Source organism: Actinomadura sp. 9N215 (assembly GCF_044326345.1).
Taxonomy (GTDB): Bacteria; Actinomycetota; Actinomycetes; order Streptosporangiales; family Streptosporangiaceae; genus Spirillospora.
In genome coordinates this window covers 686,315-700,827 of record NZ_JBIRBA010000001.1, presented here as the reverse complement: position 1 = coordinate 700,827, position 14,513 = coordinate 686,315, and the positions used below count along the sequence as shown (strand labels likewise).

12 protein-coding genes are annotated in these 14,513 nt (G+C 71.7%); 7 read left to right on the top strand and 5 right to left on the bottom strand.

The genetic code is table 11. From position 1 onward, the window contains the following. On the bottom strand, window positions 1-218 hold a 218-nt coding region (locus ACH34T_RS02920), incomplete at its 3' end, for a hypothetical protein (RefSeq protein ID WP_395990342.1). Between the two features lie 342 nt (window positions 219-560). On the opposite strand from ACH34T_RS02920, the gene ACH34T_RS02915 reads away from it, so the two are divergent. Then, entirely contained in the window at window positions 561-800 is a 240-nt protein-coding gene (locus ACH34T_RS02915) for a hypothetical protein (RefSeq protein WP_395990341.1), read from the top strand. 137 nt (window positions 801-937) lie between these two features. Further along, the gene (locus tag ACH34T_RS02910; RefSeq protein ID WP_395990340.1) at window positions 938-1,147 is read left to right on the top strand and encodes a hypothetical protein; all 210 of its coding nucleotides are present in this window, start codon (window positions 938-940) and stop codon (window positions 1,145-1,147) included. Window positions 1,148-1,415: 268 nt separating this feature from the next. Here ACH34T_RS02910 and ACH34T_RS02905 read toward each other — a convergent pair whose 3' ends face one another. Together ACH34T_RS02905 and ACH34T_RS02900 are read right to left on the bottom strand one after the other, a co-directional pair. Further along, the gene (locus tag ACH34T_RS02905; RefSeq protein WP_395990357.1) at window positions 1,416-2,093 is read right to left on the bottom strand and encodes a class I SAM-dependent DNA methyltransferase; all 678 of its coding nucleotides are present in this window, start codon (window positions 2,091-2,093) and stop codon (window positions 1,416-1,418) included. Between the two features lie 424 nt (window positions 2,094-2,517). After that, on the bottom strand, window positions 2,518-3,033 hold the full coding sequence (locus tag ACH34T_RS02900; protein WP_395990339.1) for a CGNR zinc finger domain-containing protein: 516 nt from the start codon (window positions 3,031-3,033) through the stop codon (window positions 2,518-2,520). A gap of 149 nt (window positions 3,034-3,182) precedes the next feature. On the opposite strand from ACH34T_RS02900, the gene ACH34T_RS02895 reads away from it, so the two are divergent. Then, window positions 3,183-4,325 carry a winged helix DNA-binding domain-containing protein gene (locus ACH34T_RS02895; RefSeq protein WP_395990338.1) on the top strand — a complete coding sequence of 381 codons (1,143 nt, stop codon included), beginning with the start codon at window positions 3,183-3,185 and terminating at the stop codon, window positions 4,323-4,325. A 584-nt stretch (window positions 4,326-4,909) separates the two neighbouring features. Here the strand turns inward: ACH34T_RS02895 and ACH34T_RS02890 are convergent. Next, the gene (locus ACH34T_RS02890) at window positions 4,910-5,641 is read right to left on the bottom strand and encodes a hypothetical protein (RefSeq protein WP_395990337.1); all 732 of its coding nucleotides are present in this window, start codon (window positions 5,639-5,641) and stop codon (window positions 4,910-4,912) included. 161 nt (window positions 5,642-5,802) lie between these two features. On the opposite strand from ACH34T_RS02890, the gene ACH34T_RS02885 reads away from it, so the two are divergent. Further along, window positions 5,803-6,183 (top strand): hypothetical protein, encoded by a 381-nt coding sequence (locus ACH34T_RS02885; RefSeq protein ID WP_395990336.1) that lies wholly within the window; start codon window positions 5,803-5,805, stop codon window positions 6,181-6,183. A gap of 41 nt (window positions 6,184-6,224) precedes the next feature. Further along, complete coding sequence (locus ACH34T_RS02880; protein ID WP_395990335.1) at window positions 6,225-6,887, top strand: hypothetical protein; 663 nt, start codon at window positions 6,225-6,227, stop codon at window positions 6,885-6,887. Here ACH34T_RS02880 and lysX read toward each other — a convergent pair. Further along, the gene (lysX, locus tag ACH34T_RS02875; RefSeq protein WP_395990356.1) at window positions 6,884-10,135 is read right to left on the bottom strand and encodes a bifunctional lysylphosphatidylglycerol synthetase/lysine--tRNA ligase LysX; all 3,252 of its coding nucleotides are present in this window, start codon (window positions 10,133-10,135) and stop codon (window positions 6,884-6,886) included. The genes ACH34T_RS02880 and lysX overlap by 4 nt on opposite strands. Before the next feature lie 560 nt (window positions 10,136-10,695). On the opposite strand from lysX, the gene ACH34T_RS02870 reads away from it, so the two are divergent. Continuing rightward, entirely contained in the window at window positions 10,696-12,777 is a 2,082-nt protein-coding gene (locus ACH34T_RS02870) for a serine/threonine-protein kinase (protein WP_395990334.1), read from the top strand. Between the two features lie 32 nt (window positions 12,778-12,809). Then, window positions 12,810-14,501 carry a serine/threonine-protein kinase gene (locus tag ACH34T_RS02865; RefSeq protein WP_395990333.1) on the top strand — a complete coding sequence of 564 codons (1,692 nt, stop codon included), beginning with the start codon at window positions 12,810-12,812 and terminating at the stop codon, window positions 14,499-14,501. Window positions 14,502-14,513: the final 12 nt, after the last annotated feature.

Here is a 14,513-nt window from a genome sequence, read left to right as displayed (position 1 = left end):
CCCCGCACCCGGGCCCAGCGGCCCCGCACCCGGGCCCAGCGGCCCCGCACCCGGGCCCAGCGGCCCCGCACCCGGGCCCAGCGGCCCCGCACCCGGGCCCAGCGGCCCCGCACCCGGGCCCAGCGGCCCCGCACCCGGGCCCAGCGGCCCCGCACCCGGGCCCAGCGGCCCCGCACCCGGGCCCAGCGGCCCCGCACCCGGGCCCAGCGGCCCCGCACCCGGGCCCAGCGGCTCCACGTCCAGGCTCGGCTGCGCCGGAAGCGGGCCCGCCGTCGCGGGGTTCTCGCCTCCCACCCCGCCGCCTGGACGCACCGCGCAGTGCGGCACCGCCGGAGCCCCCGGCCACGTCCGGGCCCGCTCTGCCGCCCCGCCGCCTGGACGCCCCAGGCAGGCGTCCGCGCCCGCCGGAGGAACGGGAGGCCCCTGCACCGCGAGGAGCAGGCGGGCAACGGGCCCCCGAGGCCGGTCCTCCGGCGCCGCGATCGGACGTCCCGGCATTCCGGGCCGAGCGCGGCAAGCCCAGCGAACCCGTTCCCGAGCCGTCCCAGCGCGAGGACTCGGTGTCCGGGCCCGTCCAGGTCCGGCGCGGACGTTCGATCGCCGGCTACAAGCGCTCCGAGCTGGTCGAGATCGTCGGACGCATGGCCGAACGCGAGCCCGACCTGTCCGACGACCAGATCGTCGAGCTGGTCACCCGGCTCCTGGGCTGCCCAGAGGACGAGGCCCTCCTGGTGGGCGCCCGCCTCCGCTACGCGGTGGGCGTGTACCGAGACCAGCAGTCCGCCTCGGACCAGCCTTAGAACCCCTAACGAAATGATCAAGCTGCATTCGGACCGGCCGGTGTTCCAGGGCATCATCCTGTTCGTGCCGCACACCCGGACGAAGCCCTGTTGACCGGACGGGCAGGACAGGCAGGACGGGCAACAAGCATCATCTGATGACCGGCACCATCGGTGTCCCGCTCGCCGCCATCCTGACCCGCCGCCACCGTGACCGGCAGCAACGCAACGATGTCACCCAGCTGCTGCCTTCGCTGGAGGTGATACCACCGGTGCGAGGCAAGCGAAGCCGCCTCCAGTGCCGCCCGGACGTGGTGTTGGGCGACCGTGGCTACGACCACGACACGAGTACCGACGCCTCGTCTTGATTCTCGGTGTGAAGCCGCTCGCCCCGTCATCGCCCGCCGGGGCGCCGTGCACGGCTCCGGACTCGGTACCCAACGCTGGGTCGTGGAGCGAGCATTCGCCCACCTGTACGGGTTTCGCCGCCTTCGGATCCGCTGGGAGATCCGCGACGACATCCACGAAGTCTGCCTCACCCCGTCGGATGCGCACTGATCGGCTGGAGACGCCTGAACTCCCCGTTAGGAGTCTCAAGACAGGCACTGCTTACGTTGACGGGCCCGGTGGCCGACCTCAGGTTGGCTTGCGCCATACGGAGATGTGTTTCGCAGAGTCCTGGGTGAACGGCGCCCGGTCCCAGTCCGCGACGCGACGTTCCAGCTCAAGCCCGGCGATCCGCGCCATCAGATCGAGCTCGGCCGGCCAGGCGTACCGGTGCCGGGAGCTGTCGCGGCGGTAGCGGCCGTCGTCGCCGTCGAGGGTGAAGTGGTGTGAGACGAGAATCTGCTCCACCAGGTCGAAGGTGTCGAAGCCGAGATGCTGCTCGGAGACGTCGAACGGCACCGCGACCTGGCCGGGCGGCAGGAACCGCAGCGGCGGCACGCCCAGCTCGATGACGAATCGGCCGCCGGGCCCCAGATGACGTGCGGCGTTGCGGAAGCACTCGATCTGCTCGTCCTGCGTGAGCAGGTTCGTGATCGTGTTGTAGACGAGATAGACAAGGGTGAACTCGCCGGGAACGACGGTGGTGGCCATGTCCCCGATGGCCACCGGGAGCGTGTCCTCGTCGATCTTGCGCCGCAGGACCGCCGCCATGTGCTCGGACAGTTCGATGCCCGCTACCGGCACGCCGCGTTCCCGTAGCGGGACGCCGACTCGTCCGGTTCCGATGGCGAACTCCAGTGCCCGGCCGTCTCCGGCGAGCTCGGCGAGGAAGGCGAGTGTCGGGCCGAGAACGGCGGCCGAGGACATCTCGGTCTCCTCGGCGTCGTAGCGGTCGGCGGTCGTACGGGTCCACAACTCACTGCTCGTCACGGGCGGCAACTCTGCCGGGTGCCGAGGGGCGATGTCGACGCAATTACCCTCCACAGGCCCTGATCAGGTGGTTTGAGGCGGAGCGGCACAGATCCCCATCCGGGCACCGTCCGGCCCGGGGGCGCAAGATCACAGCGGTGGTGCGGTCGTGCTCCTCGGCGGGGCGTGCGCTGCCCGCGGCTCGTCGTCGAATTCCCATGGCTTCGGCCGAGCCACCCCGCACCCCCCGGATCGGCGGTCTCGGAGTCATCAACCACCTTGAAGATCATTTCTTGCGGAGTTCTTGACCGCCCGTCCTCGAGCCCTCACGTTCCGGCCGCGTCCAGGACGTTCGGTGGACGGTCCTCGCGTCTGGGGGTGGTCAGGCGGTCGGTTTGCGGGACGCGTGGCGGGCGCGGTGGGCGGCGACGGTGGTTCGGCTGGCGCAGGCGTTGGAGCAGAACCGGCGGCTGCGGTTGCGGGAGTCGTCCACGAAGAAGCGGGGGCAGCGGTCGGCGCGGCAGCGGCCGACGGTCACGTCCGGGTCGCCGCAGAGGACGTGGGCGAGAGCGGCGGCGCAGTTCCGGCCGAGCCACGGGACGGGGGCCTCGCCGTCCCGGGCGAAGTGCGGGTGCGGGCCGTCGCCGTCGTGCTCGCTGACGTACATCTCCGGCGGGTAGCGGTCGAGGAGCAGGTTGACCGGGAGGACGGGGCCGCGGTCCGCGACGGACGCGACGGCCTCGCGCAGGGGCGGCAGGAGTCTTTCGAGTTCCTCGGCGCCGGGTTCGGCGACGTGGTGCTGGCGGAGGAATTCCCGCCGGAGGTCGCTCGGCTCGTCGCCGTTGACCAGCTCGACCGCCAGCCGGGTCAGATTCCCAATGTAGGCGATGTATCTCACTTGACCACCTACCTCCTTGACCTCAACAGAGTAGGGGGCATAAACATCAAAACTACCTACACCGCTGTGTTGCGCGCCAATTAATGGAATAGACCATTCCGTTCTGATAGAGTGGAGCGGAACAGTTCGTTCCTCTAGGAGGCGGGGTCATGACGCGGGTACTGGACCGACGGACGCTGAACCGGGCAGCCCTGGACCGGCAGCTTCTCCTGAAACGCTTTGACATGTCCGTTCGGGACGCGGTCGGCCTTCTCGTCGCGATGCAGGCGCAGGAGAACAACGTGCCGTACTACGGGCTGTGGACGAGGCTCGCCGGCTTCCGGCAGCAGGATCTCACCGACCTCATGAACGACCGTTCCGTCGTCCGCGGGTCGATCCTCCGGGGGACGCAGCACATGTCCCTCGCCGTGGACTACCTGTGGCTGCGTCCGCTCATCCACGAATGCCTCCTCCGCGGACGGCAGGCCGCGTTCGGCCGCGTCAGCAAGGACTGGGACCTGGACGAACTCGCCGCCGAAGCCCGCAAGCTCCTGGACGGACAGGTCCTGACCCGTCCCCAACTTGCGCGCGCCCTCGCCGAACTATGGCCCGATCGGGATCTGCAGGCGCTCGGGTGGTCGGCGCAGGCGCTGGTGCCGGTCGTCCACCCGCCGCCCAGCGGGACCTGGAACGTCGCCGGCGCCACCCCGTTCGCCCTGGCGGAGGAATGGATCGGCCGGCCCCTGCACGAAAACGGCACGGCCGGCTCAGCGGGCCCTGCCGGTTCAGTCGGCCCCGCTCGCCTGATCCGCCGCTATCTGGCCGCGTTCGGACCCGCCTCAGTGAAGGACTTCCAGATGTGGTCGGGGCTGCGTCGCATGGACGCCGCCTTCGCGGAACTCCGGCCCGAACTCCGCGTCTACCAGGACGAGAACGGCGTCGAGCTGTTCGACCTGCCCGATGCGCGGCTTCCCGACGCCGACGGACCGGCGCCCGTCCGCTTCCTGCCCGGTTTCGACAATCTCGTCCTCGCCTACGCCGACCGCACCCGCCTGATGACCGACGAGCAACGCAAGGTCGTCTGCGTGGGTGCGGAGATCAAGCCCACGCTCCTGGTGGACGGACGCGTCCACGCCCTCTGGACGCTCAAACACGACAGAAAGGCCGGCGACGCCGTCCTGACCATCGAACTCTTCGCATCCCTCCCGGACGAGCCCGCCGTCGAAGAGGTCGAGAAGGAGGCCGCCCGCCTCCTGGACTTCGCCGCGCCCGATGCCGACCACGACGTCCGCTTCACATCCTGGTCAGGCTGAGCCACCGCCGAACGACGACGGCAGCGGAGCGGATGCGGACGGCGGCGGAGCGGATGCGGACCGGCGGCGGAGCGGACGCGGAACGGCGCCCCGAACGGGCGCGGAACGGCGGTGGGCCCCGGGGAGCTACCCGGCCCCCGGGGCCCTTATGCCGTCATATGCGCTCACCAGCGATGATCAGGCGGCGGATGAGTTTTCCTTCGCCGCGCTCTTCCATTGAGCTACCGCGGCACGAGAGCCGCGGAACAGATTCGAACTGTCACCTCGGGAAAGATCGGCCGTCTCCGATGGTGAGTGAACGGCGGATGCTGATTCTGGAGCGAGAGCCTGAGATTGACGCGGCCGCCTCGACCGGACTTGGGCCACCCGGGCGCGAATGCCCGGGGGTGGATTCGAACCACCAGTGTCACCGCTTTCAGACTGAGCCTCTTCCTCAGCTTTCGCGCCCTCGCGGACGCGACCCCCGCGCTCCAGCGGGGGAGTCTTCGATGGGCTTTTCCCGGGGGCCGTCCGGCCCGGCCGGACGAACAAGCAAACGACCCGGCCGACCGCCCCCGAGAAAGGCCTTGGATTTCGTCAGTATGTCACGCGAACAGGTACGCGAAAACGGCCTCGCCGACCTGCCGGTCGTCGACGTCCGCCGCGTTGGCCTCCTCGCGGGCGTACTTCACCGCGGCCTGGAGCCGGTCGACGCGGCCGCGCAGCTCGTTCACCCGGCGCGCGGGCAGCGCCCCGGAGAACGCCACCCTCGTCCACGTTCCGACGATGATGTCCTCGGTGAAGGTCTCGACCTGGGCCGGGTGCTTCTCCGTCGCCTCGTACAGGACGTGCGCGCGCGGCACCTTCTTCGTCCGGGACGTCTCGACCGGCTCGGCGCGCCACACGTCCTGGCTCTCGTCGTAGCTCCACGACTCGGCGGCGTCCAGGACGGGCAGCTTGTCGATGAGCGCGTGCAGCTCCGTGAGCTGCTTCTCCAGGAAGAGCAGGTAGGTGACCGGCACCTGCGCGACGATGGTCCGCCCGTCGACGACCACGTCGGCGCGGGCCTCGCGGTTCGCCCAGTCCTTGGTCGCGACCACGTCGAACAGCCTGGTCAGCGCCGCGGCGACGTCGCGCAGCGCGTCCTCGGACCGCACCTGGACCTTGGTGGACTCCGGCGGAAGCGTCTCGCCCTCCTCGTCCTTCGGACGGTAGACCCGCGAGATCCCGGACAGCAGCGCCGGCTTCTGCAGGACGCGCAGAACGTCGGCCAGCTCGCGCTGAGCGCGGCTCTTCACGCCTTTCTCAATGGCGATGATCTGATTGAGCTTTGCCACTGTCACTTCCACCTTCCCCGCGGTAAGAACAGCGCCCACCGTACTGAATCTCGCGAAGAATGCCCAGCGGTTTTCTGAAACACGCCCCGCGGCTCCGCGGTCACCGGCCCCGGACGTTAATCGATGGGCGGGTGTCAGAGGCATCGGGCATAATCGCGAGCGTGTTGGCACAGGAACTGGTTCAGGTGTGGCGGGACGTCATTCAGGGCGACGAGAAGTCGTGGGTCCTGTTCGAGCACGGGACGTGCGTGATTCTCATGGCGCCGGCGGAAGATCTGGCGGCGCAGGCGGTGGAACTGCTGCGCGAGTACGGGCCCGTCCACGCGGGGAGCCCCGCCGGCGACTTCGGCACGATCGACCTCGACGCGGCGCCCGGATGGGCGGTGTACGGACACCACGACGACGTCCTCACCTATGTCGCCCCCGAGGAGGTCGAGGACGGCGCCGAGGATTTGGCCGTCGGCCTTTTCGGACGGTCCAAACGAGATCTGGACGGGCACGAACTCAACGTCGTCCACGTGGAGGACAAGCGCCCCCGCTGAATCGCCTCCCCGTGTCCGGAGAAGTCTGTACAAATGTCGATGTGACGGAATGGGACGAGGAGGCGCTGGCGCGATTGCGGGCCGCCGTGCATCGCGGGGACTGGGCCGCCGGGCTTGAGGTGCTGCGCGACCGGCCGCTGGAGCCGGTGCTCCAGTACGCCGGGGACGTGGCCCTGACGGCCGTCGCGCGAGGACGGGCCGAGGGCGCGCGGCTCGCACAGGCCGAGGGCGCGCGGCTCGCACAGGCCGAGGGCGCGCGGCTCGCCGCGGACTGCCGCGCCCTGCTGGCCGAGCGCGGGCACCCGGGCGACACGGAACTGGCCATGGAACTGGCCACCGAACTGGCGGCGGAGGCGCGTGCTGAGCCGACCACCGAACTGGCCGCGCCGCCCGGTCACACGCCCCACGCGGCGCTGCTTCCGCTGCCCGTCGACCTCGGGGCCGTCGCCGCGGCGATGGACGACGGGTTCCACGTCCTCGACCTGGAGCGCGGCGACGTGCTGGCCGCCGATGAGCTGCCCGATGACGAGGCACAGACGCAAGCGCAAGCGCAGACGCAGCTCCAGCCGCACGGCGCGGAGCGATGGCTGGCGATCCCGCCCGGCAGCCCGCCGGAGGGACCGGAAAGTGAAGACGCCAGGCGTGGCGTGGCGCGTCGATGGCTGGCGGAGCAGGGGTACCGTCCCGTCCCGAGGACTCTCTAGAACCCTGGGCGCACCAGCGGGAACGGGATCGTCTCGCGGATGCTGCACCCGGTGAGCGTGATCAGCAGCCGGTCGATGCCCATGCCCATGCCGCCCGCCGGGGGCATCGCGTACTCCAGGGCGCGGAGGAAGTCCTCGTCCAGCTCCATGGCCTCCGGGTCGCCGCCCGCGGCCCGCAGCGACTGCTCGGTGAGCCGCTGCCGCTGCAGGACGGGGTCGATCAGCTCCGAGTACGCGGTGCCGAGTTCGAGCCCGAAGGCGATGAGGTCCCATTTCTCGGCGAGGCGCGGGTCGCGGCGGTGCGGACGGGTCAGCGGCGACGTCTCCGCCGGGTAGTCGCGGACGAACGTCGGCGCCGTCAGGTCCTCCTCGACGAGGGCCTCGAACAGCTCCTGGACGACCTTCCCCTGCCCCCACCGCGGGTCGAAGTTCAACCCGAAACGCTCGGCGAGCTTCTGCATGTCGCCGACCGGCGTGTCCGGTGTGATCTCCTCGCCGACCCTCTCGGACAGCGACCCGTAGACGGTGATCTCCCGCCACGGGTCTGCGAGGTCATGCTCGATCCCGTCCCGGACGACCACCGTGGTGCCGAGCGCGGCGCGGGCGGCGTCCAGGACGAGGGAGCGGGTCAGCTCGGCCATCGTGTCGTAGTCGCCGTACGGCTCGTACGCCTCCAGCATCGTGAACTCGGGATTGTGCTTGGGGGACACGCCCTCGTTGCGGAAGTTGCGGTTCAGCTCGAACACGCGTCCGACGCCGCCGACGAGGAGCCGCTTCAGGTACAGCTCCGGCGCGATCCGCAGGTAGAGCCGCATGTTGTAGGCGTTGACGCGGGTGGAGAACGGCCGGGCGGCGGCGCCGCCGTGGACGGGCTGCAGCATCGGCGTCTCGACTTCGAGGTACCCGCGGGCGCGCAGGCCGTCGCGGACGGCGGCCACGGCGTCGCCGCGCATCCGCAGCATGCGGCGGGCGTCGTCGTTGACGATGAGGTCGACGTACCGTTGTCGGACGCGCGCCTCCGGGTCCGACAGCCCCGACCGTTTGTTCGGTAGCGGCCGCAGGCACTTGGCGGCGAGCGTCCACGACGACGCCAGCACCGACAGCTCACCGTGCCGCGACGTGCCGATCTCGCCGCGCACGGCGACCTGGTCGCCGAGGTCGATGAGCGTCTTCCACCGGTGCAGCGAGTCGTCGCCGAGCGCGTCGGCGGTCAGCATGACCTGCAGGTCGGCGGTCTCGTCCCGCAGCGTGACGAAGATCAGCCGGCCGTGCTCGCGGGCGAGCACGACCCGTCCCGCGATCGCCGCGAGGACGCCGGTGCGGGCGTCGGGGCCCAGCGCGGTGAAGCGGGCGCGGATGTCGGCGGCGACGTCGGTGCGCTCGCAGCCGAGCGGGTACGGGTCCATCCCGGCGGCGCGGATCCGGTCGAGCTTGGCGTGCCTGACCCGTTCCTGCTCGGACAGCCGCCGCCGCGGCACGCAGGCCGTGTCGGCGGCGTCCTCGATCCGCCTGATCCGGTCGACGAGGTCGGTGGACGGGGCCGTCGCCGCCGCGCGGTCCAGCTTCGGCCGGTTCAGGTTCGGCAGGAAGCCCTCGGCGCGGGCGTAGGCGAGGCCCAGCCGGACGAGGTGCCGGCTCTGCGTGTAGCAGATGTAGCGGGGACGCCAGTCCGGCAGGTATTTGGAGTTCGCCAGGTACAGCGATTCGAGCTGCCAGAACTTCGACGCGAACGACAGGAACCGGTAGTAGAGGCGCGCGACGGGCCCCGCCCCGATCTGCGAGCCGCGCGCGAACGCCGACCGCAGCATCGCGAAGTTCAGCGACAGCTGCCGCACGCCGACGGCGGCGGCCCGCTCGGCGAGCTTGGCGACCATGTACTCGTTGAGGCCGTTCTCGGCGAGCCGGTCGCGGCGCATCAGGTCCAGCGACAGGCCCGCGCGCCCCCACGGGACGAAGCTGAGCAGCCCCCGCAGCTCGCCGTCGGCGTCGAACGCCTCGACCATGACGCAGCGTCCGTCCGTGGGGTCGCCGAGACGGCCGAGCGCCATGGAGAAGCCGCGCTCGGTGGCGTCGCCGCGCCACGCGTCGGCGCTGCGGATCAGCTTCGCCATCTCCCAGCCGGGGATCTGCGAGTGCCGCCTGATCCGGACGCTGTACCCGGCCCGCTCGACCCGCCGGACGGCCTGCCTGACCTGCCGCATCTCGCGTCCGTCCAGGTTGAAGCGGACGAGGTCGACGACGGCCTCGTCGCCGAGCTCCAGCGCGTCGAACCCGTGCCGCCGGTAGACGTGCGCGCCGCGCTCGCCGACGCTGACGGCGCCCGGGATCCAGGCGTGCGCGCGGCACTCCGCCAGCCACGCCTCGATCGCCTGGTCCCAGGACTCGGGGTCGCCGAGCGGGTCGCCGCTGGCCAGGGAGACCGACCCTTCGACCCGGTAGGCGATGGCGGCCTTACCGTTCGGCGCGACCATGACGTCCTTGTCGCGGCGCAGCGCGAAGTAGCCGAGCGAGTCGCGGTCGCCGTACTCGGCGAGCAGCGCGCGGGCGGCGAGCTCCTCCCGCGGCCGCAGGACGGGGTCGCGGCGGCCCGGTTTGAACATCGCCCAGAACGTCGCGATCAGCAGCCCGGTGCCGAGGACCCAGAGGATCGCGTCCACCCACATCGGCACGCTCACGTCGATCGGCTTGCCCGTGACCCGCGGCCCGAGGACGGTCTGCGAGACGGCGTAGAGCGGATGCGTCCAGCGGTCGCCGCTGTGGTCGCGGTCGGTGACGGTGACGAGGAACGTGCCGATCCCGCAGGTCACGATCAGCAGGCTGGTGAAGACGAGCCCGGCGAGACGGCGGTCGGCGCGGTCGGGCAGCGTCGTGAACTGGCCGCGCGCGGCGATCAGCAGGACGAGCACCGCGAGGCACGCGGCCGTGGTGACGACCAGGCCGGGCGGCGTGCGCCGGTCCGTATCGAGGACGGTCGTCAGCATGGCGGTGACGCCGAGCGCGGTCGGCAGGCAGAAGATCAGCAGCAGGATCCGCCACGCGGCCTTCTTGCGCCGCCGGACGCCCATCGACAGCAGGATCCAGAGGAGGCCGACGGGGACGCTCGGGAACCAGCCGAGAAGGCCGATCCAGCGCAGCGCCCAGATATCGGCCATCTCAAGGATGAGACCATAGGAGCCCCACGCGAGCAGCGACAGGATCCCGGAGAGTCGGGTGTACCAGAAGAAGATCGTCGGCGCGGCCCGGATCAGCCGTCCCCACCCGCCCCCAAGGCCGCGCCCGCCCCGCGGCCCCCGCTCGCTCCGCGGCCCGTGGTCGCGCCACACGCCGCGCCCACCCTGCGACGCGCCCTCCACCACGGCCCCCCGCCCGGCACGCCCGGCCCCCTCAGCCGTCACACCCCGATCGGTCGTCGCAGACCGGTCGGTCGTCTTGGCACGGTGGGGCGCCTCGGCCTGGCCGGTCGCCGCGCCGCGGTCAGTCGCCGCGCCGCGGTCGGTCGTCGCCGCCCGGTCGGGTGTCTCGGCCTGGTCGGTCGTCTCGGTCCGGTCGGGTGTCTCGGCGCGAACCGGTCTCTCGGCCTCGTCAGTCGTCGCCGTCCGGTCGGGTGTGTCGGCCTGGCCGGGGGTTTTGGTGGGGTCGGGTATCACGGTCCGGTCAGCGGTCACGGGGGTCACGTCGGTCACAGTCGCGTGCGCGCGTCACAGTCCGGCGGCGAACCTCAGGGTGGAGGCGGGCGTCGTACGGGTAGGGGGATGTGGCTTGCAAGCTCGGTCCAAGGTTGTCAGCAAAAGTCGATATGGTCGCGGATATGCCAAGTGAACCCACCGGTGAGCGGTTGCTCGCCCGCCGCTACCGCCTGGTCACCCAGGTCGGCCGAGGCGGCATGGGGACGGTCTGGCAGGCACACGATGAGGTCCTCGGTCGTGACGTCGCGGTGAAGGAGGTCATCCTCCCGCATGGTCTCACCGATGAGGAACGCGCCGTGCATCACAAGCGCACGTTCCGTGAGGCGCGCACCGCCGCCCGGCTCGGTCATCCCGGCGTCGTCACCGTCTACGACGTCGTCGAGGAGGACGACCGGCCCTGGATCATCATGGAGCTCATCAGGGCCCGCTCCCTCGACCTGGTGATCAAGCAGGAGGGGCAGCTGGAGGTCCACCGCGCCGCCGAGATCGGCCGGCAGATGCTCGCCGCGCTGCACGCCGCGCACGAGGCCGGGGTCCTGCACCGCGACGTCAAGCCGAGCAACGTGCTGATCACCGGCACGGGACGGATGGGCGAGCGCGCCGTGCTCACCGACTTCGGCATCGCGACCGCGTCCGGCGACGCCACCCTCACCCAGACGGGCCTGGTCATGGGCTCGCCCGCCTACATCGCGCCGGAGCGGGCCCGCGGCCGCGTCGCCGGGCCCGCGTCCGACCTGTGGTCGCTCGGCGTCACCCTGTACGCGATGGTGAACGGCAAGTCGCCGTTCGAGCGGTCCGAGCCGATGGCCGCGCTGGTCGCGGTGATCTCCGACGAGCCCGACCCGCCGGAGAAGGGCGGGCGGCTCATCCCCGTCATCGACGGCCTGCTGCGCAAGAACCCCGACGAGCGGATGGACGCAATCGAGGCCGGCGCGCTGCTGGACGAGATCGTCCGCCGCGAGACCGTCGACACCCAGCGGACGATGGCCGTCGAGTTCCCCCTGGACGAGCTCCCCGGCCCTCAGCAGACGATGTCGGACACCTACGGCGAGGCCTACGCCGAGCCGTATCCGGAGACGTACGCGCCCGACGAGCCGATCCCCGCCGAGATGGACGATCCGGGCGGCCGGACGAGCATCGACCCGGTCGGCGGGCCGCCCCGTCCGGAGACCCCTGACGCCCGTCCTGACCAGCTGACCAGCTTCGACCTGCCGCCCAGGCCGTCCGGGCCGTCCAGGCCGGCGACCCAGCCGAGCAAGGCCGGCAAGTCCGACGGTTCCGCCGAAGGCGGGACGAAGGCCGGGCCCGGTGAGACGACTCCCGACCCCGACCGCGTCTCGTCCTGGCGCTCCGGGCGGCGGACGGAGCCGAGCGGCGGCGCGGTGCCGTCCGGCGGCGGGTCACCCGGTCACGGGGCGCTCAAGCACGGGTCGCCGGGCCACGGGACGTCCACCCACGGGGTGTCGGGTCACGGACCGCCCGATCACGGGCCGTCGACGACGCATTTCCCGCCGACGACGCACCCGGGCGGACGTCCCGCGCTCGCGTCCAACCGCAACGTGCTGATCGTCGCGGCGATCGCGCTGCTCGTCATCATCATCGTCGCGGGCTACGCGCTGGCGAACGGCGGCGGGGGCGGGGACGGCAAGAAGCCCGCCCGCAAGCAGGGCGCCACCACGCCGGCGACCGGGGGCAAGAGCCCGTCCGCGCCGGCGAGCTCCGCCAAGCCCGGCACCGGGCTCCCCGCCGGGTTCCGGATGCACAAGGACGGCAGCGGATACTCCGTGGCGGTCCCGACCGGCTGGAGCGGCCCCGAGCGCAAGCAGGGCGGCGACTACTTCCGTTCGCCCGACCGCAGCGTCTACCTGCAGATCGACCAGACCGACAACCCCAGCGACAGCGCCATCGACGACTGGAACCGGCAGGCGCGCGACCCCTCCCGCTTCCCCGGCTACAAGAAGATCAAGATCACGCCGACCGGCGACCGGCCGCCCGTCCCCGACACCGGCGACGGCGACGACTCCGCCGACTGGGAGTTCACGTACGACGGCGCCGGCGGCCGCCGCATGCACATCCTCAACCGCGGGTTCGTCGCGAGCGGGCACGGCTACGCCATCCTCCTGTGCGCCCCCGACAAGGGCTGGGCCAAGGCCTACGCCGACCTCCAGCCGGTCTACCGCTTCTTCAAGCCCGCCGACGATTGAGGAAAACCGCGTCTGATGGAAGGCGGTGTCTGATGGCTGGTCGCGTGCTCGCGGGCCGGTACCGGCTCGAATCCGTGGTCGGGCGCGGCGGCATGGGCACGGTGTGGCGGGCCCGCGACGAGACCCTCGACCGGGAGGTCGCGGTCAAGGAGGTCGTCCTGCCCGCCGGGCTGAGCGACGACGAGCGGGAGAACCGGCACCGCAGGACGCTGCGCGAGGCCCGCGCCTCCGCGCGGCTGAACCATCCGGGCGTCGTGACCGTCCACGACGTCGTGGACGAGGACGACCGCCCGTGGATCGTCATGGAGCTGGTCAGGGCCCGTTCCCTCCAGGAGATCGTGGACGAGGACGGCCCGCTGCCGCCCGGCCGCGTCGCGACGATCGGACGGCAGCTCGCGGGCGCGCTGCGGGCCGCGCACGCGATCGGCATCCTGCACCGGGACGTGAAGCCCGCCAACGTTCTGGTCGCGGCCGACGACCGCGCCGTCCTCACCGACTTCGGCATCGCGCAGCTGGCCGGGGACGCGACGCTCACCGGCACCGGACTCCTGATCGGGTCGCCCGCGTACATGTCGCCGGAGCGCGTCAACGGCGAACCGGCGATCCCCGCGTCCGACCTGTGGGCCCTCGGCGCCACCCTCTACGCGGCGACGGAGGGGAGGGCGCCGCACCATCGCGGCGACCCGATGGCCGTGCTCGCGGCCGTGATGACGCAGGACGTCCCGCCGCCGCGGAACGCGGGACCGCTCGCGCCCGTCCTCGCCGGGCTGCTGGAACGCGACCCCGTCCGGCGGATGAGCGGCGACCGGGCCGAGGAGGCCCTGACGGCGATCGCGTCCGGCCACGCCGTGGACCTCGCCGCTGCCCAGATCGCCTCGAACGCGACGACGGCGCTGGACACGCCGCCCGTCCCGCCCTCGCCTCCCGTTCCGACCCCGGTTCCGGCCTCGGTTCCGGTTCCGGTTCCGGTTCCGGACGACATGACCACGCAGTACCCGCAGGGGACCGGCGGCCAGTGGACGTCCGGGCACACGGTGCCGCCCGCCACGACCGGGATGCCGCGGAGGCGGTCGCCAGTCCTGCCGATCATCGCGGGCGCGGTGGCCGCGGCGGCGGTCCTGGCCGTCGCGGGGTTCCTGCTGTGGCCGGACGAATCGTCCGGCGGCGGGCAGCCCGACGCGCAGCCGTCGCAGACCCTCGTGACCGGGCAGAACACACCGAGCCCGCCCACGACGCCCGCGTCCTCGTCCGCGTCGTCGTCCACTCCGGGCCGGACGCCTCTCCCGGACGGTCTGGTCCGGTCGGCGGGACCCGGTTTCAGCATCGCCGTCCCGCGCGGCTGGCGCCGCTCCCAGCAGGGCAACAGCGTCGTCTGGACCGATCCCGTGAGCAGCGCCTACGTCCAGGTCGACCAGACGCAGTGGACCGGCGACCCGTACCAGCACTGGGTCACCTGGGAGCAGGAGGCCATCGCCGACGGCAGGCTCAAGAACTTCCAGCGGATCGGGGAGATCACTCAGACGAGCGTCGCCGGGGTCCCCGCCGCCGACATCGAGTTCACCTGGTCCCGCTCGGTCGGCGTCACCCGGGCGCGCGACCGCGGTGTGATCTTCAATGGCCGGCCCTATGCTGTGGTGGTTGCGGTTCCCGCGTCCCAGTGGAACGCGAACGAGGCACTCGTGAAGAATGTGCTCGACACGTTCCGTCCCTCCGGGGTGGGATGACCAGCGGGGGGA

Coding starts and splice junctions, on each gene's coding strand:
- ACH34T_RS02910 (WP_395990340.1), top strand. CDS start 938: ATGACCGGCACCATCGGTGTCCCGCTCGCCGCCATCCTGACCCGCCGC.
- ACH34T_RS02905 (WP_395990357.1), bottom strand. CDS start 2,093: ATGTCCTCGGCCGCCGTTCTCGGCCCGACACTCGCCTTCCTCGCCGAG.
- ACH34T_RS02895 (WP_395990338.1), top strand. CDS start 3,183: ATGACGCGGGTACTGGACCGACGGACGCTGAACCGGGCAGCCCTGGAC.
- ACH34T_RS02870 (WP_395990334.1), top strand. CDS start 10,696: ATGCCAAGTGAACCCACCGGTGAGCGGTTGCTCGCCCGCCGCTACCGC.
- ACH34T_RS02865 (WP_395990333.1), top strand. CDS start 12,810: ATGGCTGGTCGCGTGCTCGCGGGCCGGTACCGGCTCGAATCCGTGGTC.